This is a genomic window from Acidovorax sp. sic0104 (genome assembly GCF_019219095.1).
In the GTDB taxonomy this organism is placed as follows: domain Bacteria; phylum Pseudomonadota; class Gammaproteobacteria; order Burkholderiales; family Burkholderiaceae_C; genus Acidovorax.
The window spans coordinates 734,556-755,672 of record NZ_JAHUWH010000001.1 but is presented as its reverse complement, the minus strand read 5'-3'; the positions used below and the strand labels follow the sequence as shown (position 1 = coordinate 755,672).

The window sequence follows — 21,117 nt, the reverse complement described above, 5'->3', positions numbered from 1 at the left end:
GCAAAGGACACTGCCATGGTCAGCCCCCTTCTAGCCAAAGCCGCCCCCACCGGCCGCGAGATCGTCAACGTCACCCCAGAGCGCGCGGGCTGGACGCATGTGGGCTTCAGAGCCGTGCGCCTGGAAGTTGATGCTATCGAAACAATAGCTACCGGTGCCCGCGAGCTGTGCGTGGTGGTGCTCACGGGCACTGTCGATATCACCATCGACGGCACCACCTACGCCAGCCTGGGCGAACGCGACAGCGTGTTTGACGAGAAATCGCCTGCCGCCGTGTACGTGCCCGCGGGCAAGACGGTGGCGGTGCGCGCAGTGCGAAACGCCGAAGTCGGCCTGTGCACCGCGCCGGACGACGGCAAGGAACGCGCGGTGCGCGTGATCGACCCTGTAGCCATGCGCCGCAGCGTGCGCGGCCAGGGCACCAACACGCGCTATGTCTGCGACATCCTGCCGCACGACGACCCCACGGCCGCCCACCTGCTGGTGGTGGAGGTGGTGACGCCGGCCAGCCACAGCAGCAGCTACCCGCCCCACAAGCACGATGTGGAACAGCCGCCGGTGGAAACCCTGCTGGAAGAGACCTACTACCACCGGCTGAACCCGCCGCAGGGTTTTGCGTTTCAGCGCGTGTACACCGATGACCGCAGCATCGACGAGGCCTGCGCCGTGGAGAACCACGACGTGGTGATGGTGCCCAGGGGCTACCACCCCGTGGTGGCACCGCATGGCTATGACTCCTACTACCTCAATGTCATGGCCGGGCCCCAGCGCCTCTGGGTGTTCAGGAACGACCCCGCCCACGAATGGATGCTCGCCCCGGCGGCCGGTGGCTGAACCTTTTCAAGGAATGTCCCGGCATGTCCCAAGTCACTTCCATTGCCCACTACATCAACGGCCAGACCGTGCCTGGGACCAGCGGGCGCGCCCAGCAGGTCTTCAACCCTGCCACTGGCCACGTCACCGGCTCGGTGGCCCTGGCGAGCGCTGCTGACGTCAGTGCTGCCGTGGCATCCGCCCAGGCCGCCTTCCTCCAGTGGGCGGACACGCCGCCCATACGCCGCGCCCGCGTGCTGTTCAAGTTCCTGGAACTGCTGAACCAGCACAAGGACACGCTGGCCCGCATGATCACGGCCGAGCACGGCAAGGTGTTCACCGACGCACAGGGAGAGGTCGCGCGCGGCATCGACATCGTCGAGTTTTCCTGCGGTATCCCCCAACTGCTCAAGGGGGACTTCACCGACCAGGTGTCCACCGGCATCGACAACTGGACGCTGCGCCAACCCTTGGGCGTGGTGGCTGGCATCACGCCGTTCAACTTTCCCGTCATGGTGCCCCTGTGGATGTTCCCCGTGGCCATTGCGGCAGGGAACACCTTCGTGCTCAAGCCCAGCCCGATCGATCCCTCGCCCAGCCTGTTCATGGCCGAACTGCTCAGGCAGGCCGGCCTGCCGGACGGCGTGTTCAACGTGGTGCAGGGCGACAAGGAGGCGGTGGATGCCCTGCTGGTGCACCCTGATGTGAAGGCCGTGTCTTTCGTAGGATCGACCCCCATTGCCAACTACATCTACGAAACCGGTGCCCGCCACGGCAAGCGCGTGCAGGCCCTGGGCGGCGCGAAGAACCACATGGTGGTCATGCCCGACGCCGACGTGGACCAGGTGGTCGACGCCCTGATCGGCGCGGGCTACGGCTCGGCCGGCGAGCGCTGCATGGCCATCTCGGTCGCCGTGCTGGTGGGTGACGTGGCCGACAAGGTCGTTCCCCAGCTGCTGGAGCGCACCAAGACCCTGAAGGTCCTGAACGGCACCAATCTGGCCGCCGAGATGGGCCCTATCGTCACCGCCGCCGCGCATGCCCGCATCAGCGGCTACATCAAGCAGGGCATCCGGGAGGGCGCGACCCTGCTGGCCGACGGCCGTGGCTTTGACGGCAGCACGGCGGGCGACGGCTGTGGCAAAGGCTTCTGGCTGGGCGGCACGCTGTTCGACAACGTCACTCCCGAGATGACGATCTACAAGGAAGAAATCTTCGGCCCGGTGCTCGGCTGCATGCGTGTGCCCGACTTCGCGACCGCCGTGCAACGCATCAACGACCACGAATTCGGCAACGGCGTGGCCTGCTTCACCCGCGATGGCAATGTGGCCCGCGAATTCGCCCGCCGCATCCAGGTGGGCATGGTCGGCATCAACGTGCCCATCCCCGTGCCCATGGCCTGGCACGGCTTTGGCGGCTGGAAGAAGAGTTTGTTTGGCGACCTGCACGCCTATGGCGAGGAAGGCGTGCGCTTCTACACCAAGCAAAAATCCATCATGCAGCGCTGGCCGGAAAGCATCCACAAGGGCGCGGAGTTCGTGATGCCCACCGCGAAGTAGATGCCGGTGCTGTCTTCAGGTCCGCCCAGAATCGACGTGGACGAACGGGGGTGAACGCCTGGCCACGCCGCTGCGTCCGCCGTGCTCCTTGGAAACATCGATCTGGATCAGGTTCTGAGGCAGTGCAACGCCGTGTCGGGAGTGTGGAGCGTCCAACATTCACGCGACAATTGCCCCATCATGAAAACCCTCCGCCTTCGCCCTGGCAAAGAGCGCTCGCTCCAGCGCCGCCATCCCTGGATTTTTGAATCGGCCATCGCCAAGGGTGGCGGGGACAGCGGCGAGACCGTGCGTGTGGAGTCGCACGACGGCCAGTTCCTGGCCTGGGCTGCGTTCAGCCCCAGCTCGCGCATCCGCGCACGGGTGTGGAGCTTTGACGAGGCGCAGCGCATCGATGCTCCTTTTTTCATAGCTGCTTGCGCCCGCTCCATCATCGCTCGTGCACGTTTTGACGTGCAAAGTGACGGCGTACGCCTGGTGCATGGCGAGTCCGACGGCTTGCCGGGCCTCATCGTGGACCGCTATGGCGACACCCTGGTGGCGCAGTTCACCAGCGCCGGCACCGAGCGCTGGAAAGGCGTGATCGCCGATGCGCTGCTGCGCGAGACGGGCCTGGCCAAGCTGTACGAGCGCTCGGACGCCAGCGTGCGTGCGCTCGAAGGCCTCCCGCCCGCCACCGGCTGGTTGCGCGGCGGCCCCACGGGGGCGCCGGGCGACGGCGAAGGCCCGCCGCTGGAGCTCACCATCCACGAACATCAGTGGAGCCTGACGCTGAACATCGCCGAAGGGCACAAGACAGGCTTTTATCTGGACCAGCGCGACAGCCGCAAGCGATTTGCCGACTACACCCAGCGTCTGGGCTTCAAGGACGTGCTCAACTGCTTTTGCTACACCGGCGGCTTCAGCGTGGCGGCGCTGGCCGGCATGCGCGCGGGCGGCGGCTTGGCCGATGGGCACGTGACGTCCATCGACTCCTCGGGCCCGGCTCTGGAGCGCGCCCGTGCCCATGTGGCGCTCAACGGGTTCGACCTGAATCACGCAAGCTTCATGGATGCGGACGTGAATGCCTCGCTGCGCCAGTTCCTCAAGGAGGGCCGGCGCTTTGACGCCATCATTCTGGATCCACCGAAGTTTGCGCCCACTGCGGCCCACGCCGATCGCGCGGCCCGGGCGTACAAGGACATCAACCGTCTGGCGCTGCAACTGCTCTCGCCCGGCGGCGTGCTGTTCACCTTCTCCTGCTCCGGCGGTATCAGCGCGGATCTGTTCCACAAGATCGTGGCGTCCGCCGGCGCGGATGCTGGCGTGGACGGCTTCATCCTGGAGCGCCTTGGAGGCGCGCCCGACCACCCCATGACCCTGGAATTTCCGGAAGGCGAGTACCTCAAGGGGTTGGTCGTCATGCGCAAGGGCTGACCGCCGTCAAAGCCACCGCTGCGCTGCAAGGGCTTGACAGCGTCGGTACACTGAAAACAACCCCCCTGCGCAATGCACACCCGGCCCATGACGCCGGGTGCCGCGCATGGGCTTACCCCCTGAAGGACAGAACCATGGCATTGATCCCCGTCACCATCCTCACCGGCTTCCTGGGCGCGGGCAAGACCACCTTGCTCAAGCGCCTGCTCACCGAGGCCCATGGCCAGAAGATCGCAGTGATCGAGAACGAGTTCGGCGAAGAGAACATCGACAACGACATCCTCGTGACCGAGTCCAAGGAGCAGATCGTGCAGATGAGCAACGGCTGCATCTGCTGCACCATCCGAGAAGACCTGCGCGAGACGCTGCAACTGCTGGCCGCCAAGAAGCGCAAGAACCTGCTGGAGTTCGACCGCATCGTCATCGAGACCACCGGCGTGGCCGACCCCGGCCCGGTGGCGCAGACCTTCTTCATGGACGAGGAAATCGCCGAGACCTATCTCATCGACTCCATCATCACGCTGGTGGATGCCAAGCACGCGCCGCAGCAACTCAACGACCGCCAGGAAGCGCGCCGCCAGGTGGGCTTTGCCGACCAGATCTTCCTGTCCAAGACCGACCTGGTGACACCTGAAGAGACCGAGGCGCTGATCCATCGCCTGAAGCACATGAACCCCCGTGCACCCATCAAGGCTGTGCATTTCGGCGAAGTGCCCTTGAAGGAAGTGCTGGACCTGCGGGGCTTCAACCTGAACGCCAAGCTGGACATCGATCCTGACTTCCTCAAGGAAGAAGGAGACGGCCACGGCCATGACCACCACGACCATGACCATGAGCACGGCGAGCACTGCAGCCACCCATCGCACCAGCACGACCATGGGCACGGGCACCACCATCACCATGACGACGATGTGAAGAGCTTCGTGTACCGGTCCGAGCGCCCGTTCGACCCCGCCAAGCTGGAAGACTTTCTGGGCGCCATCGTCAATATTTATGGCCCGCGCATGCTGCGCTACAAAGGTGTGCTTAATATGAAGGGCACCGAGCGAAAGGTGATCTTCCAGGGTGTGCACCAGCTCATGGGCAGCGACCTGGGCCCGCAGTGGGCCGAGGGCGAGCCCCGGCTGAGCAAGATGGTCTTCATCGGCATCGACTTGCCCAAGGACATCTTCCTGCAGGGACTGGAGCAAAGCCTGGCCTGATCCTTTCGCCGGTGCGGGGCGTGGATTGGGACCGATTTGTGTTGTATCCGCAACGTTTCCGTTTGCGTCAGCCCAGGTCGATACAATCGCGCCCCGGTAAAACCACCCAAGGCTTGCCACCAGTCCCGGGCCGCGACAGTGGCCACGGGCCCGCCCGTACAGCGAGGAGACCAGGAAGTGAAAGCCGACACCAGCAAACCCAAGGCGGCCACGAAGGCAACCAAGCCCGCCGCCGCAGTCAAGAGCACGGCGGCACCGGCGCCAGCGCCCAAGGCTGCTGCCAAAGCCGCCCCCGCCAAGACTGCTGCCGCCCCCAAGGCCGTTGCTGCCAAGGCGGCCAGCCCCGCAGTCGCCGCACCCGTGGCCGCGCCCGCTGCCCAGGCCGCGCCGCAGGTACCCGTGCGCACAACCCGGCCTTCTTCCCGACTGGCCCAATTGACCGTACCATCCATGGCACAGACAGTGGCGTCCACCGCTGCCAAAGCCAGTTATCTACATACCATGCCCACGACCGCGCAAGCTCAGCCCACTTTCACGGCTGCCAAAAAAGACCCCAAGCTGGCGAACAACTGGAAGACCAAGTCCGCCGCCGAGTTGACCGACGCCGAAGTCATGGCCATGCCCGACAGCGAGTACATGAATGACAAGCAGATGGCGTTTTTCCGCCTGAAGCTCGTGCAGCTCAAGCAGGACATCCACAACAGCGCCGGCGAAACCACCGAGCATCTGCGTGAAGACACCGTGGTGGTCCCAGACCCCGCCGACCGCGCCACCATTGAGGAAGAGCACGCCCTGGAGCTGCGCACCCGCGACCGCGAGCGCAAGCTGCTCAAGAAGATCGAGCAGTCCATCGCCCGCATCGACGCAGGCGACTATGGCTACTGCGATGAAACCGGCGAGCCCATCGGCACGGGCCGGCTGATCGCCCGTCCCACCGCCACGCTGTCGCTGGAGGCGCAGCAGCGCCGCGAGCTCAAGCAGAAGATGTTTGGCGACTGATCTGGCCACCTGGCCCGACGCTGATCACCGCTGCGCAATCTTTGTACGCTGAACCATGAGCAAGGAAGAAACCACCCCCGGCGGCCTGCTATCGAAGGTGGTTCGGTTCGTGAAGAATCCCACGGTCAACTGGACAGAGCTCGACTCCATCCAGGACGATCGGGAGAGCCAGTACAGCAAGCAGATGCTCAAGGAAATGATCGAGCGCAAGCGCCGCAACGATTTCGTGCGGCGCCGCGAGTTCGATCAGCTGCGCAAGCTGCGCCAGCGCGAGGTGCTGCAAGGCCACCGCACGGAAGACCCTACCGCGCGGCCCTCGTTCTTTCAGAGCAGCATGGCCTCGCCCGACGAGCGCGCCGTCACGCTCAAGAAGATCGACGAGATCGAGGCGCAGATGTCGCAGCAGTGGTGGAAGAGCAAGCAGGGCGCCGATGCCCCCACCCAGCCTGGCACGATGCCCGAGGCGGGGGATGCCGCATCCGATTCCGCCCATGCGAGGGCCTATGCCCCCACCGCGCCAGGCAGCCTGCCAGCGGCACTGGACCACAAGCCGGCCGTGCAGCCGCTGTTTGCCGACGACAGCATGGCCGTGGGCAGGTTTGGCAGTACCGACGCCCAGATGGGCGCGGATGCGGGCAACCAGGAGGCGTCCTTCAGCCCCGATGCGATGGCCGGGACCACGCCGGCACCGGCACCCGAACCGGAGGAATTTGTGCACGAACCCGATCTCGAAGAAGCCGCCATCCGGTTTGCCAATGGCGACCACGCCGGTGCGGAAGCAGGGCTGTTGGATGTGCTGGCGCAGCACCAGCAGGATGCGCCTGCAGAGCAGCAGGAAATCTGGATGACGCTGTTCGACCTGTACCGCGCTACCGGACAGCACGACCGCTTCGAGACCCTGGCCATAGACTATGCCGCGCAGTACAGCCGTTCCGCGCCACTGTGGTTCTCCATACCAGAGCAGCTGGGCATGGCGCCGGCAGCCGCTGCAGGCGCGGCGCCGGGACTGCCCGCGCGCAAGGATTTCAGCTGGAACGCCCCCGCCACGCTGGCGGTGTCGTCCGTGGCGGCGCTGCAGGCCTCGCTTGCGCGTGCCGCTTCGCCGTGGACGCTGTCGTGGTCGCGCCTGGTCACCATCGAGGAGGCTGCCGTGCCGCTGCTGGCCGACCAGTTCAGCGCCTGGGCTGACCGAGAGGGGCAACTGGTTTTCTCGGGGGTGGAAAAACTCAACGCCCTGCTGGACTCCAAGACCCAGTCGGGAGACCGGGCGACGAGCCCGGAATGGTGGCGCCTTCGCATGGCCGCGCTGCGCCTGATGGGCAAGCCCGACGAGTTCGAACTGGTCGCGCTGGACTACTGCGTGACCTACGAAGTCTCTCCACCCTCGTGGGTGTCGCCACGCAGCGGATATTCGGACAACGAAGGAGGCTCTTCGGGTGCCGCACCGCTGACAGCGGGTGGCGATTTCGTGGCGTCCGACCTGAGTGGCAGTGGCGACCTGTCGGCGCCCGCACCCCTTGATGCTGGGCCGCTGGCCAGCCTCAGTGGCCATATCGAGGGCGACGCCGGCCCATTGCTGGAGCCATTCCAGGCGTTCCTCAAACCTGGCGTGCCGCTCGTCATCGCGTGTGACAGGCTCATTCGTGTGGACTTTGCCGCAGCCGGCTCGGTGCTCAACTGGGCTGCCGAGCAGCAGGGCCAGGGGTATGTGGTGCACTTCCACAACCTGCAGCGCCTGGTGGCGATTTTCTTCAACGTGATCGGGGTGAACGAGCACGCCTGGATCGTTCCTCGCAAGAACTGATCTGCGCAGGAGACGGCGCACGCGCGGGGCAGCACCGCTCGGGCGGTGGCACGCAGGGCGTTCAGCCGCCCAGCCAGGGCGGTGGCATGTCCCTCGCGAAATGGACTCACTGGGTGCGCCTTGCTTGAAACCCGCGTTGCCGACCCCATTTGCGGCAGCTATGGATTCATCTCAAAACACCCCGGTGTTCCACGGCACCACCATCCTGAGCGTGCGGCGCCAGACCCCCGACGGCATCCAGGTCGCGATTGGCGGCGACGGCCAGGTCACCCTGGGCAACATCGTGGTCAAGGGCTCCGCGCGCAAGGTGCGCAAGCTCTACCACGGCAAGGTGCTGGCGGGCTTTGCGGGCGCCACGGCCGATGCCTTCACCTTGTTCGAGCGCTTCGAAGCCAAGCTCGAAAAACACCAGGGCCACCTGACCCGCGCTGCCATCGAGCTCACCAAGGACTGGCGCACCGACCGGGTGCTGCGCCGCCTCGAAGCCATGCTGGCCGTGGCCGATGCCAGCGCCTCGCTCATCATCACCGGCAACGGCGACGTGCTGGAACCAGAGCAAGGCATCGTGGCCATCGGTTCGGGCGGGGCGTATGCGCATTCGGCCGCCAAGGCGCTGCTCAACCACACCGAGCTGTCGGCGCAGGACATCGTGAAGAAGTCGCTGGAGATCGCGGGCGAGCTGTGCATCTACACCAACATGAACCACACCATCGAGACGCTGTGAGCGAGGGTGGTGATTTGCTATTTTTTTGATAGCTTTTTCCGCTTGTCCACAAAGCGGTAGAGGCTGATTTTGCTTTGATTTTTTGAAGGCAGGCCCCGCATGTCCTCCATGACCCCCCAGGAAATCGTCTCCGAACTCGACAACCACATCGTGGGCCAGGGCAGCGCCAAGCGCGCCGTGGCGATCGCGCTGCGCAACCGCTGGCGCCGCCAGCAGGTCGAAGGCAGCCTGCGCCAGGAGATCACACCCAAGAACATTCTCATGATCGGCCCCACGGGTGTGGGCAAGACCGAGATCGCCCGCCGCCTTGCAAGGCTGGCCGACGCTCCCTTCATCAAGGTCGAAGCCACCAAGTTCACCGAGGTGGGCTACGTGGGCAAGGACGTTGATTCCATCATCCGCGACCTGGCCGAGATGGCCGTCAAGCAGACGCGCGAGGCCGAGATGAAGAAGGTGCGTACCCGCGCCGAGGAAGCAGCCGAAGAGCGCATTCTCGATGTGCTGATCCCGCCCGCCCGCACGGCCGCCGGCTCCGAGCCGGCCGCCGACAACACGGCGCGGCAGGTGTTCCGCAAGAAGCTGCGTGAAGGCTCGCTCAACGACAAGGAGATTGAGATCGACGTGGCCGAGAGCCGCCAGGCCCTTGAGATCATGGGCCCGCAGGGCATGGAGGAGATGACCGAGCAGCTGCGCGGCATGTTCAGCCAGATGGGCCAGGACAGGCGCAAGACCCGCAAGCTCAAGATCGTCGAGGCCCTGAAGCTGCTGACCGATGAAGAGGCTGGCAAGCTGGTCAACGAGGAAGAGATCAAGACCCGCGCCGTGGCCAATGCGGAGCAGAACGGCATCGTTTTCATCGACGAGATCGACAAGGTGGCAGCCCGCCAGGAGACCAGCGGCGCCGACGTATCGCGTCAGGGGGTGCAGCGCGACCTGCTGCCGCTGGTGGAGGGCACCACTGTGACCACCAAGTACGGGATGATCAAGACCGACCATATCCTGTTCATCGCGTCCGGCGCGTTTCATCTCGCAAAGCCCAGCGACCTGATTCCCGAACTGCAGGGGCGCTTCCCGATCCGCGTGGAGCTGGAGTCGCTGTCGGTCAAGGACTTCGAGGCCATCCTCACGCAGACCCATGCCTCCCTGGTCAAGCAGTACCAGGCGCTGCTGGCCACCGAAGGCGTCACGCTGGAATTCGCGTCCGAAGGCATCACTCGCCTGGCGCACATCGCTTTCGAGGTGAACGAGCGCACCGAGAACATCGGCGCGCGCCGGCTGGCCACCGTGATGGAGCGTCTGCTGGACGAGGTCAGCTTCGAGGCGACCCGCCTGTCGGGCCAGACGATCACCGTCGACGCCGCCTATGTCGATGCCCGCTTGCAGACGTTGAGCCAGGACGAAGACCTGTCGCGCTACATCCTGTGACCACTCGGGGGCGGGCGGCTGGGCTTGAGAGGTCACTTTCATAGCCCGCCGTAAGTTCTTCTTTTTCAACGACTTTTGCCAATTTCTGGTCTGCAAAGTCGCTTCTAAGTCGTTGATTTCATTACAAAAGTTTGGTGGACGCCCCCTTGTTCGGCGTGCTTTTCCTGCTACAGTGCAAAAAAGTGCAATTAAGTGGTGAAAAGTGCCCTTCCGGCCCCGATGCGGGCTCTGAAGGATCAACAAGTCCGAGTTGGGAAATCGTCCGTGTTCCAAGGTGCCTCGTCGCTAAGTCTCGATGCGAAGGGTCGGCTGTCCGTGCCGACCCGGCATCGTGACGTGCTCGCGGCCACCGCATCGGGCCAGCTCACGATCACCAAGCACCCCCACGGCTGCCTGATGGTGTTCCCCCGTCCGGAGTGGGAGAAGTTTCGCGAGCGCATCGCCGAGCTGCCCATGTCCGCCCAGTGGTGGAAGCGCATCTTTCTGGGCAACGCGATGGACGTCGAGATGGACGCCACCGGCCGCGTGCTGATCTCGCCCGAGCTGCGCCAGGCGGCCGGCATCTCCAAGGACACCATGCTGCTGGGCATGGGCAACCACTTTGAACTCTGGGACAAGGCCACGTACGACGAGCAGGAGGCCAAGGCCATGCAGGGCGACATGCCGGATGTCTTCAAGGACTTCTCTTTCTAGAGGCGCACGGTGACAGAGGCTCTGCAACACACCACCGTCCTGCTCGACGAAGCCGTGGACGCACTGCTTGGCGGCGCGGGCGCGCAGCCTTCGGGCACGTGGATCGACGGCACCTTCGGGCGCGGGGGGCATTCGCGGCTCATCCTGCTGCGGCTAGGGGAGCAGGGGCGCCTTGTCGCCTTTGACAAGGACCCGGAAGCCATCGCCGAAGCAACGCGCATCACCGATGCGCGTTTTTCCATTCGGCACGAAGGATTTCGCCACATCGCCGACCTGCCCGCCGGCAGCGCCGCAGGTGTGCTCATGGACCTGGGGGTCAGCTCGCCCCAGATCGACAGCCCCGGGCGGGGTTTCAGTTTCCGTTTCGATGGCCCGCTGGACATGCGCATGGACACCACGCGCGGCGAGAGCGTGGCCGATTGGTTGGCCACGGCCGAAGTCGGTCAGATTGCGGAGGTGATACGTGACTACGGTGAAGAACGGTTTGCTGGCCCCATTGCAAAGGCGATTGTTGCTCGGCGCGAAGAACGGGGCCCTCTTGCAACCACCGCCGAACTGGCCGATCTCGTGGCTGGCGCGGTCAAGACCCGCGAGCCGGGCCAGAACCCTGCAACGCGCACATTTCAGGCTCTACGGATTTTCATCAACGCTGAGCTTGAAGAGCTGCAACAGGCGCTAGAGGCCAGCCTGTCGGTGCTGCAGCCCGGCGGCCGCCTGGTGGTGATCAGCTTTCACTCGCTGGAAGACCGCATCGTCAAGCAGTTCATCGCCAAGCACTCCAAGGAAGTCTTCGACCGCCGCGCGCCGTTCGCCGCGCCCCAGGCGATGAAGCTCGTGGCGCTGGACCGCGTCAAGCCCAGCGCTGCCGAGGTGGCCGCCAACCCGCGCTCGCGCAGCGCGATCATGCGCGTGGCCGAGCGCACGGAGGTGCCAGCATGACCAGGCTCAACCTGGTGCTGCTGATGGCCGTGCTGGCCAGCGCGATCTATCTCGTGCACACCCAGTACGAGTCGCGCCGCCTGTTCACCGAGCTCGACCGCGCCACCGTGGAAGCGCGCCGCCTGGACACCGAGCATCAGCGCCTGCAGGTGGAAAAGCGCGCGCAGGCGACGCCGCTGCGCGTTGAAAAGATCGCGCGCGCGCAGCTGAACATGCGCACCGCCACGCCGGCCATCACGCAGTACGTGTCGGATCCGCAGGGCGTGAGCGCTTCTGCCGCCGCCGCCAGCGCCGCGCCCGCGCAAGGAGTGCAGCCATGAGCCGCAGCGTGGTCTACACCGCCAGCCCCCTGCTGGCGAGCAAGACGCCGGTCTGGCGCAGCAAGTTCATCGTGGCCATGATCGCGCTGGGCTTTCTGGGTCTGGTCGGGCGTGCCGCGTATGTGCAGGTGTTCGGCAATGCGTTCTTCCAGCGACAGGGCGAAGTGCGGTTTGCCCGCACGCTGGAGCTGCCGGCCAACCGCGGCAAGATCGTGGACCGCAACGGCCTCATCCTCGCATCCAGCGTGCCGGCGGCCAGCATCTGGGCCATCCCCGAAGACGTCGAGCAGGACAAGCCCGAGATCCGGGCCAAGCTCAAGCAACTGGCCAAGCTGCTCGACATGCCCCTGGCCGACCTGCAAAAGAAGCTGGCCGACGAGGACAAGACGTTCGTCTGGATCAAGCGCCAGCTCGACTGGGACGTGGGCCAGCAGATCGCCAAGCTCGACATCAAGGGCATCTACCAGCGCAAGGAATACAAACGCCAGTACCCCGAGGGTGAAGCTGCGGCGCACGTAGTGGGCTTCACCAACGTGGAAGACCATGGCCAGGAAGGCATGGAGCTGGCCTTCGACAAGGACCTGGCCGGCAAGGCCGGCTCCCGCCGTGTGATCAAGGACCGCCTGGGCCGCGTGGTCGAGGGCGTGGGCGAGACCGTCCAGCCGGTCGACGGCAAGGACATGCAGCTGTCCATCGACAGCAAGGTGCAGTTCTTCGCCTACCAGAAGCTGCGCGACCAGGTCGCGCTGCACAAGGCCAAGGCGGGCAGCGTGGTGGTGCTCGACGCGCACACCGGCGAAGTGCTGGCGCTGGCCAACTACCCGAGCTACGTGCCAGACAAGCGGCAGAACCTCACGGGCGAGCAACTGCGCAACCGCGCGCTCACCGACGTGTTCGAGCCCGGCTCGACCATGAAGCCCTTCACCATCGGCCTGGCCCTGGAGAGCGGACGCGTGCGCCCCGAGACACCGGTGGACACCACCCCCGGCCGCATCAACATCACGGGCTCCACCATCTCGGACACGCACAACTACGGCCTGCTCACGGTCGAAGGCGTGATCCAGAAGTCGAGCAACGTGGGCACCACCAAGATCGCCATGCAGATGCCCGCGCGCGAGATGTGGGAGACCTTCTCGGCCGCGGGCTTTGGCCAGAAGCCGCAGCTGCACTTCCCCGGCGTGGTGACCGGCCGTTTGCGCCCTTACAAGACCTGGCGGCCGGTGGAGCAGGCCACCATGTCGTACGGCTACGGCCTGTCGGCCAGCCTGTTTCAGATGGCGCGTTCGTACACGGTGTTTGCCAACGGCGGCCGCGTGATTCCGGCCACCATGTTCAAGACCTCCGAGCCTGCGCTGGGCGTGCCGGTGTTCTCCGAGCGCACGGCCGACCAGGTGCGCAAGATGCTGCAGATGGCTGCGGGCCCCGGCGGCACGGGCCAGAAGGCGCAGACCCTGGGCTATTCGGTCGGCGGCAAGTCCGGCACGGCGCGCAAGCAGGTCGGCAAGAACTACGCATCGGGCAAGTACCGTGCGTGGTTCACCGGGATGGCGCCCATCGACAAGCCGCGCATCATCGTGGCCGTGATGATCGACGAGCCCAGCAACGGCGTGTTCTACGGCGGTGCCGTGGCCGCGCCCGTGTTCAGCGAAGTCGTGCAGCAGACCCTGCGCATGATGGGCGTGCAGCCGGACATGGCCGTCAAGCCGCAGATCGTGGCCAACGCCGTGGAGGAATCGCTATGACGGCAACCCTGCCCCTGCTCGCATCGGTGCACGACGCCGTGGCCTGGCTGCGCGAACGCGTCACAGGCACGCTGCAGACCGACAGCCGCCTGGTCCGCGCGGGCGACGGTTTCATCGCCTGGCCCGGCGCCGCCACCGATGGCCGCGCGCACGTCGGCGATGCGCTCGCGCGGGGCGCGGTGGCCTGCCTGGTGGAGCACGAAGGCGTCGAAGCCTTCCCGCTGGACGGCCTGCACAGCCTGCCCATTGCCGCCCTGCGCGGCCTGAAGGCCGCCACCGGCCTGATCGCGGCCGACTGGTTCGAGCACCCCACGCAGCGCCTGGACGTGCTGGCCGTCACCGGTACCAATGGAAAGACCAGCACCGCCTGGTGGATTGCCGAAGCCCTCAATTTGCTATCAAAAAATGAGCTGATTGCGCACGGCGGATGCGCGATGGTGGGCACTTTGGGCATTGGCGTACCGCCAGCGGTGGTCAGCACGGGCATGACCACACCCGACCCGGTGCGGCTGCAGCACGCGTTCCAGCAGTTCACCGACGCGGGGCGCACGGCCTGCGCCATCGAGGCCTCGTCCATCGGCCTGGCCGAGCACCGCATGGTAGGCACGCGCATCCGCGTGGCGCTGTTCACCAACTTCACGCAGGACCACCTGGACTACCACCCCGGCATGACCGCCTACTGGCAGGCCAAGAGCATGCTCTTCGACTGGCCGGGCCTGCAGTCCGCCGTGGTCAACATCGACGACCCTCGCGGGGCCGAACTGCATGCCTCGCTGGCCGACCGCATGCTGGACCTTTGGAGCGTGTCGGTCACCGGCCCCGCCCGCCTGTGTGCGCGCGACATCGCCATGGGCGAGGGCGGCCTGCGCTTCACCGTGGCCGAAGGCGTGCATGCCCACGTTCTGCAAACACGCGTGATCGGCCTGTACAACGTCTCCAACCTGCTCGGGGTGCTGGCCGGCCTGCGCGCTCTGGGCGTGCCGCTGGAGCATGCTTTGTATGCCTGCGCCCAGCTCTCGCCGGTGCCGGGCCGCATGGAGCAGATCCAGACGCCCGGCCAACCACTCGTGGCGGTGGACTACGCCCACACTCCCGATGCGCTGGACAAGGTGCTGCAGGCCCTGCGCCCGCTGGCGCGTGAGCGCGGCGGCCATCTGTGGTGCGTGTTCGGCTGCGGTGGCGACCGGGATGCCGCCAAGCGCCCGCTGATGGGCGCAGTGGCGCAGCAGCACGCCGACCATGTGGTCGTGACCAGCGACAACCCGCGCAGCGAAGATCCGGCAGCCATCCTTCACCAGATCCTGCAGGGCACCATTGCCGGCCGCACCGTGCGTGCCGAGCCCGACCGGGCCGTCGCCATCGCCATGGCGCTGGCCGAAGCCGCGCCCGCCGACGTGGTGCTGATCGCCGGCAAGGGCCATGAAGACACACAGGAAACGGCGGGCGTGCGCGTGCCGTTCTCTGACATGGCCCATGCGCACAGCGCGCTGCAGGCACGGGGAGCCCGCCCATGAGCAGTTCGGCGATGACTTTGCAGCAGGCGTTCGACCTGGTGCTGCCGCGCATCCCCACGGCGCGGCTGGTGGGCGATGGCGCCACGCCGCTGGCCCGCGTGCACACCGACACCCGCACGCTGCAGGCGGGCGACCTGTTCGTGGCCTTGAAGGGCGAGCGCTTCGATGCCAACGCATTCCTGGCCGATGCCCGCACCGGTGGGGCTGCCGCGGCCATCGCCCACGGCGGTCTCGAAGCCGCCGGCCTGCCCGGCATCGAGGTGCCGAACAGCCTGGCCGCCATGGGGGCGCTGGCCACCGGCTGGCGCGCACAGTTCGGCTTGCCGCTGATCGGCGTGACCGGCAGCAACGGCAAGACCACCGTGACGCAGATGATCGCGTCCATCCTGCGCGCCTGGCAGGGCCCGAACGAAGAACGTGCCTTTGCCACGCAGGGCAACTTCAACAACGACATCGGCGTTCCCTTGATGCTGCTGCGCCTGCGGGCCACGCACGCGGCGGCTGTGATCGAGATGGGCATGAACCACCCGGGCGAGATCGCCCTGCTGTCCGCCATGGCGCAGCCCACGGTGGCGCTCGTCAACAACGCGCAGCGCGAGCACCTGGAATTCATGCACACCGTGGAGGCCGTGGCGCGCGAGAACGGCTCGGTCTTCGCCAGCCTGCCTGCCGATGGCGTGGCGGTGTTCCCGGCGGGCGATGCCTACACCGGCCTGTGGCACTCGCTCGCGCAGGGCCGCCGCACCGTCACCTTCGGCGACGGGGGCGATGTGGCATGTCGCAGCGCGGCCTGGGAGCAGGGCGCCTGGTCCGTCACCATCGCCACGCCGCAGGGCGATGTGGCCACGCAACTGCGCATCGCCGGGCGCCACAACGTGACGAATGCCTTGGCCGCCGCCGCCTGCACGCTCTGTGCCGGCGCGCCCCTCGACGCCATCGTGCAGGGGCTGGCCAGCTTCACGCCCGTCAAGGGCCGCTCGCGCGCCTTCAGCGTGCGCATCGCGGGCCGCGAGGTCACCGTGGTGGACGACACCTACAACGCCAACCCCGATTCCATGCGCGCTGCCATCGACGTGCTGGCCGAACTGCCCGCCCCGCAATTGCTGGTGCTTGGCGACATGGGCGAGGTGGGCGACCAGGGGCCGCAGTTCCACGCCGAGGCGGGTGCGCATGCGCGCTCGGCCCGCATCCCCGGCCTGTTCGCGCTGGGGAACCAGTCGGTGCACGCCATCACGGCCTACGGCAAAGACCAGGGCGGTGCGGCGCGGCATTTCAACGATATGGGCGCATTGCAGGATGCAGTGCGCCAGGCCCTGCCCACGGTGGGCAGCGTGCTGGTCAAGGGATCCCGATTCATGAAGATGGAACAGGTGGTGGAGGCAATCGCTTCCGCCGCACAGGTGCAGGCACAAGAACAACAACCAGCGCAGAGCAGGACACCGGAGGGACACCATGGCGCAACGCAATGAGAACGCGCGGGTCTTCTTGACTGCCACGACCGGCGCCCGCCTGGCGCCGATGTCCGCGGGAGGTGCAGCATGCTGCTGATCCTGTCGCAATGGCTGCAGGGCCTGTCGCCCGAATTCGGCTTCTTCCGCGTATTCCAGTACCTCACCTTCCGGGCGGTGATGGCGGCCATGACGGCGCTGCTCATCGGCCTGGTGGCGGGCCCCAAGGTGATCCGCGTGCTCACCTCGCTCAAGATCGGCCAGCCCATCCGTGGCTACGCGATGCAGTCGCACCTGTCCAAGAGCGGCACGCCCACCATGGGCGGCGTGCTCATCCTGCTGTCGATCGCCATCTCCACGCTGCTGTGGTTCGACCTGTCCAACCGGTTCGTGTGGATCGTGCTGATTGTCACGCTGGGCTTTGGTGCCATCGGCTGGGTGGACGACTGGCGCAAGGTGGTCAACAAGGACCCTGAGGGTATGCGCTCGCGCGAGAAGTACCTGTGGCAGTCGGTGATCGGCCTCACGGCCGCGCTGTACCTGGTGTTCAGCATTTCCGAGAGCTCCAACGCCAAGGTGTGGGAGCTGTTCGTGGGCTGGGTGCAGTCGGGCTTCTCGCTCGACCTGCCGCCCAAGGCCGGCCTGCAACTGCCGTTCTTCAAGGAAGTGAGCTACCCGCTCGGCGTGCTGGGCTTCGTGATCCTGACCTACCTCGTCATCGTGGGCTCCAGCAACGCGGTGAACCTGACGGACGGCCTCGATGGCCTGGCCATCATGCCGGTCGTGATGGTGGGATCGGCCCTGGGCGTGTTCGCGTACGTGACCGGCAGCTCGGTGTACTCCAAGTACCTGTTCTTCCCGCACATCCCCGGCTCGGGCGAGTTGCTGATCTTCTGCGCTGCCATGGCAGGCGCGGGCCTGGCGTTCCTGTGGTTCAACGCGCATCCGGCGCAGGTCTTCATGGGCGATGTGGGCGCACTGGCGCTGGGCGGTGCCCTGGGCACCATCGCCATCATCGTGCGCCAGGAGATCGTGCTGGCCATCATGGGCGGCATCTTCGTGGTCGAGGCGCTGTCCGTCATGCTGCAGGTGGCCTGGTTCAAGTACACCAAGCGCCGCTACGGTGAAGGCCGGCGCCTGCTCAAGATGGCGCCGCTGCACCACCACTTCGAGAAGAGCGGCTGGAAGGAAACGCAGGTGGTCGTGCGCTTCTGGATCATCACCATGCTGCTGTGCCTTATCGGCCTGTCGACGTTGAAACTGCGATGAATCCGGACGATCCCCTCATCCCCGCGCCAACCGTTCCCCCGACGGCGCAGCAGCCCTCCGAGGTGCCGGCGGGCGGGGATGCGCCTGTCCCGCCGCCAATGGCGGGCGAGGTGCAGGCAGAAGCCGCATCCATGGATGCGCCCGCAGATGCGGCCGCCGCCGAGCCATCACCTGCCGCTGCAGCACCACGTTCGGGCACGGCGGCTGCCACCTCTGCGTGGGACCCCGAAAAACCACCCGCCATCTCCGCCGCCAAGGCCGCTGCCGACTTTGTCGCGCAGATCTTCGCCGACGTCGCGGCGACGGATGCACCGGCCACGCCGGAGCCCGACCCCGCCGACGTCGAGCAAGAAAACGCCGCTGCGGCGGCCGACGAGACGGAGGAACCCACCGAGCCCCTGGGCCCGCCCGGCCAGGGCATGGTGCCACTGCAGGGGCAGAACATTCTCATCCTCGGGCTGGGTGCCTCGGGGCTGGCCATGGCGCGCTGGTGCGTGCGCTGCGGTGCGACGGTGACGGTGGCCGACACGCGCGAGGCGCCCCCGCAGCTCGCGGCACTGCAGCAGGAGCTGCCCCAGGTGCGTTTCGTGGCCGGGGCCTTCGATGCGGCCCTGGTGGATGGCCAGGGCTTGCATGCGGTCTATCGCTCGCCCGGCCTGAGTCCTGAGACGGTTGCTCCTGTTTTTGTAGCTGCCCGCGCAATCGGGTTGGTGGTCGGCGGTGAATTGACCTTGTACGCCATGGCGCTGGCCACGCTGCGCGCGTCGCATGGCTATGCCCCAGCCGTGCTGGCCATCACCGGCACCAATGGCAAGACCACGGTCACATCGCTCACGGGCCAGCTCGTGGAGCGCTCGGGCCGGACGGTGGCCGTGGCCGGCAACATCGGCCCCACGCTGCTCGACACGCTGGCCGGCCACATCGACGCCGCCACGCTGCCCGAGGTGTGGGTGCTGGAGCTGTCGAGCTTCCAGCTTGATGGTGTCGCCGGTTTCGAACCGACGGCCGCCACGGTGCTCAACGTCACGCAGGACCACCTGGACTGGCACGGCGACATGGCAGCATATGCCGCCGCCAAGGCCTGCATCTTCGGCCAGACCGGCCTGATGATCCTGAACCGCGACGACGCTGTGGTGATGCAGATGCTGCCGGCGCCCGTGAAGGTCAAACTGCAAAAGCCCCAGGTGCGCGAGCACATCACCTTCGGCGCCGACATGCCCCGGCGCCCGGGCGACTTTGGTATCGAGACCGTGAACGGCATGCCCTGGCTGGTGCGCGCCATGGATGCCGACGAGACCCGCAAGCGCGGCCGCAACGAAACGGTCGAAGACCTGCACGTCCAGCGCCTCATGCCGGCGGATGCTCTGCGTATCCGCGGCCGCCACAACGCGGTGAACGCGCTGGCCGCACTGGCGCTGGCCTCGGCGGCAGGGTGCACGCTCGCGCCGCTGCTGTACGGCCTGCGCGAGTACCGCGGGGAGCCACACCGCGTGGAGCCCGTGGCGATCATCAACGAGGTCGAGTACTTCGACGACAGCAAGGGTACGAACGTTGGCGCCACCGTGGCAGCGCTCACCGGCCTGGGCGCGGAGCGCCGCATCGTCGTCATTCTCGGCGGAGACGGCAAGGGGCAGGATTTTTCGCCCCTGGCGGCACCCGTGGCGCGTTACGCACGCGCCGTGGTGCTCATCGGGCGCGATGCGCCGCAGATCCGCGCCGCGCTGCAGGACTGCGGCGTGGTGCTGGTCGACGCCGAAACGCTACCCCTGGCCGTGGAACTGGCCAGGCAGCGCGCGCATGCGGGCGATGCGGTGCTGATGTCGCCCGCGTGCGCGAGCTTCGACATGTTCCGTGGCTACGAGCACCGGGCGCAGGTCTTCTGCGACACCGTGCGCGCGCTGGCCGACGATGCGATGGGAGGTGCTGCATGAGCGCACCCGCCAGCAGCCTTCTGCAGCGCCTGACCGGCTGGTTCGGTGGCCTGCCAGGCAAGGCGGCCGAGGTTCTGCCCGTGCGTGTGGGCGGCACCGACTACAGGCCGCGCGCCACCAGCACGCCGGCCAGCGTGCTCGGCTTCGACCAGGCCCTGCTGTGGGTGGTGGTGGCACTGCTCGCCTGGGGGTTGGTGATGGTGTATTCGGCCTCCATTGCGATGCCCGACAACCCGCGCTTTGCGAACTACGCGTCCACCCATTTCCTGACCCGCCACGTGATGTACCTGGTGGTGGGCTTTGTCGCGGCGCTGTTGGCGTTCCAGATCCCCATGGCGCTGTGGGAACGCGTCGCGCCCTGGCTGTTCGTGGCCGCGCTGCTGCTGCTGGTGGCGGTGCTGATTCCCGGTGTGGGCAAGGTGGTCAACGGCGCGCGGCGCTGGCTGTCCATCGGGCCCATCGGGTTCCAGCCGTCCGAGGTGGCCAAGTTTGCCGTCCTCATCTACGCGGCCGACTACATGGTGCGCAAGATGGAGGTGAAGGAGCGGTTCTTCCGTGCCGTGCTGCCCATGGGCGCCGCCGTGGCCATCGTGGGCGTGTTGCTGCTGGCCGAGCCCGACATGGGCGCCTTCATGGTGGTGGCCGTGATCGCCATGGGCATCCTGTTCCTGGGCGGTGTCAACGCCCGCATGTTCTTCCTGATCGCGGGCGTGCTGGTGTCGGCCTTCGGCGTCATGATCGCGAGCTCCCCTTGGCGGCGCGAACGTGTGTTCGCCTACTTGGACCCGTTCAGCGAGGAGCACGCGCTTGGCAAGGGCTACCAGCTCTCGCATTCGCTGATCGCCATCGGGCGTGGCGAGATCTTCGGCGTGGGCCTGGGAGGCAGCGTCGAGAAGCTGCACTGGCTGCCCGAAGCCCACACCGACTTCCTGCTGGCCGTGATCGGCGAGGAATTCGGCCTGGTCGGCGTGGTCATCCTCATCGTGCTGTTCCTGTGGATGACGCGCCGCATCATGCACATCGGCCGCCAGGCCATCGCGCTTGATCGCGTTTTCGCAGGGCTTGTGGCGCAGGGCGTCGCGATCTGGATCGGCTTCCAGGCCTTCATCAACATGGGCGTGAACCTGGGCGCACTTCCCACCAAGGGGCTCACGCTGCCGCTGATGAGCTTTGGCGGGTCGGCGATTCTGATGAATCTGGTGGCGCTGGCAGTGGTGCTGCGCGTTGACTACGAAAACAAGCTGCTCATGCGCGGAGGCCGCGTATGAGAAGGTTGTTTCAACAAAACAAGCTGCAGCAGCGTGCAACGCTGCCGAATG

17 protein-coding genes are annotated in these 21,117 nt (G+C 66.5%); all 17 read left to right on the top strand.

Annotated elements, in window-relative coordinates:
- The first annotated feature begins 15 nt into the window (after positions 1–15).
- Positions 16–834 (top strand): 5-deoxy-glucuronate isomerase, encoded by an 819-nt coding sequence (iolB, locus tag KW835_RS03480; RefSeq protein WP_218380865.1) that lies wholly within the window; start codon positions 16–18, stop codon positions 832–834.
- Between the two features lie 23 nt (positions 835–857).
- On the top strand, positions 858–2,372 hold the full coding sequence (locus KW835_RS03475) for a CoA-acylating methylmalonate-semialdehyde dehydrogenase (protein WP_218380864.1): 1,515 nt from the start codon (positions 858–860) through the stop codon (positions 2,370–2,372).
- 180 nt (positions 2,373–2,552) lie between these two features.
- Positions 2,553–3,788: a class I SAM-dependent rRNA methyltransferase gene (locus KW835_RS03470; protein ID WP_218380863.1), complete on the top strand. Its 1,236-nt coding sequence runs from the start codon at positions 2,553–2,555 to the stop codon at positions 3,786–3,788.
- Between the two features lie 134 nt (positions 3,789–3,922).
- The gene (locus tag KW835_RS03465) at positions 3,923–4,990 is read left to right on the top strand and encodes a GTP-binding protein (protein ID WP_218380862.1); all 1,068 of its coding nucleotides are present in this window, start codon (positions 3,923–3,925) and stop codon (positions 4,988–4,990) included.
- 177 nt (positions 4,991–5,167) lie between these two features.
- Positions 5,168–5,989 carry an RNA polymerase-binding protein DksA gene (dksA, locus tag KW835_RS03460; protein ID WP_218380861.1) on the top strand — a complete coding sequence of 274 codons (822 nt, stop codon included), beginning with the start codon at positions 5,168–5,170 and terminating at the stop codon, positions 5,987–5,989.
- A 55-nt stretch (positions 5,990–6,044) separates the two neighbouring features.
- On the top strand, positions 6,045–7,793 hold the full coding sequence (locus tag KW835_RS03455; protein WP_218380860.1) for an STAS domain-containing protein: 1,749 nt from the start codon (positions 6,045–6,047) through the stop codon (positions 7,791–7,793).
- 160 nt (positions 7,794–7,953) lie between these two features.
- Complete coding sequence (hslV, locus tag KW835_RS03450; protein WP_218380859.1) at positions 7,954–8,517, top strand: ATP-dependent protease subunit HslV; 564 nt, start codon at positions 7,954–7,956, stop codon at positions 8,515–8,517.
- A gap of 99 nt (positions 8,518–8,616) precedes the next feature.
- The gene (gene hslU / locus KW835_RS03445) at positions 8,617–9,942 is read left to right on the top strand and encodes an ATP-dependent protease ATPase subunit HslU (protein ID WP_218380858.1); all 1,326 of its coding nucleotides are present in this window, start codon (positions 8,617–8,619) and stop codon (positions 9,940–9,942) included.
- 264 nt (positions 9,943–10,206) lie between these two features.
- Positions 10,207–10,635 (top strand): division/cell wall cluster transcriptional repressor MraZ, encoded by a 429-nt coding sequence (mraZ, locus tag KW835_RS03440; RefSeq protein WP_218380857.1) that lies wholly within the window; start codon positions 10,207–10,209, stop codon positions 10,633–10,635.
- Between the two features lie 9 nt (positions 10,636–10,644).
- The gene (gene rsmH, locus KW835_RS03435) at positions 10,645–11,574 is read left to right on the top strand and encodes a 16S rRNA (cytosine(1402)-N(4))-methyltransferase RsmH (RefSeq protein ID WP_218380856.1); all 930 of its coding nucleotides are present in this window, start codon (positions 10,645–10,647) and stop codon (positions 11,572–11,574) included.
- Positions 11,571–11,894, top strand: a complete 324-nt coding sequence (gene ftsL, locus KW835_RS03430; RefSeq protein ID WP_218380855.1) for a cell division protein FtsL — start codon at positions 11,571–11,573, stop codon at positions 11,892–11,894. The genes rsmH and ftsL overlap by 4 nt, the downstream gene beginning before the upstream one ends.
- Positions 11,891–13,636 carry a penicillin-binding protein 2 gene (locus KW835_RS03425; RefSeq protein WP_218380854.1) on the top strand — a complete coding sequence of 582 codons (1,746 nt, stop codon included), beginning with the start codon at positions 11,891–11,893 and terminating at the stop codon, positions 13,634–13,636. The genes ftsL and KW835_RS03425 overlap by 4 nt, the downstream gene beginning before the upstream one ends.
- Entirely contained in the window at positions 13,633–15,150 is a 1,518-nt protein-coding gene (locus KW835_RS03420; RefSeq protein WP_218380853.1) for a UDP-N-acetylmuramoyl-L-alanyl-D-glutamate--2,6-diaminopimelate ligase, read from the top strand. The genes KW835_RS03425 and KW835_RS03420 overlap by 4 nt, the downstream gene beginning before the upstream one ends.
- A complete protein-coding gene (gene murF, locus KW835_RS03415; protein ID WP_218380852.1) occupies positions 15,147–16,619 on the top strand; it encodes a UDP-N-acetylmuramoyl-tripeptide--D-alanyl-D-alanine ligase in 1,473 nt (490 codons plus the stop codon). The genes KW835_RS03420 and murF overlap by 4 nt, the downstream gene beginning before the upstream one ends.
- Positions 16,620–16,688: 69 nt before the next feature.
- Positions 16,689–17,867 carry a phospho-N-acetylmuramoyl-pentapeptide-transferase gene (gene mraY, locus KW835_RS03410; RefSeq protein ID WP_218380851.1) on the top strand — a complete coding sequence of 393 codons (1,179 nt, stop codon included), beginning with the start codon at positions 16,689–16,691 and terminating at the stop codon, positions 17,865–17,867.
- Complete coding sequence (murD, locus tag KW835_RS03405; RefSeq protein WP_370633568.1) at positions 17,864–19,798, top strand: UDP-N-acetylmuramoyl-L-alanine--D-glutamate ligase; 1,935 nt, start codon at positions 17,864–17,866, stop codon at positions 19,796–19,798. Before mraY ends, murD begins: the two co-directional genes overlap by 4 nt.
- Positions 19,795–21,066 carry a putative lipid II flippase FtsW gene (ftsW, locus tag KW835_RS03400; RefSeq protein ID WP_218380850.1) on the top strand — a complete coding sequence of 424 codons (1,272 nt, stop codon included), beginning with the start codon at positions 19,795–19,797 and terminating at the stop codon, positions 21,064–21,066. The genes murD and ftsW overlap by 4 nt, the downstream gene beginning before the upstream one ends.
- Positions 21,067–21,117: the final 51 nt, after the last annotated feature.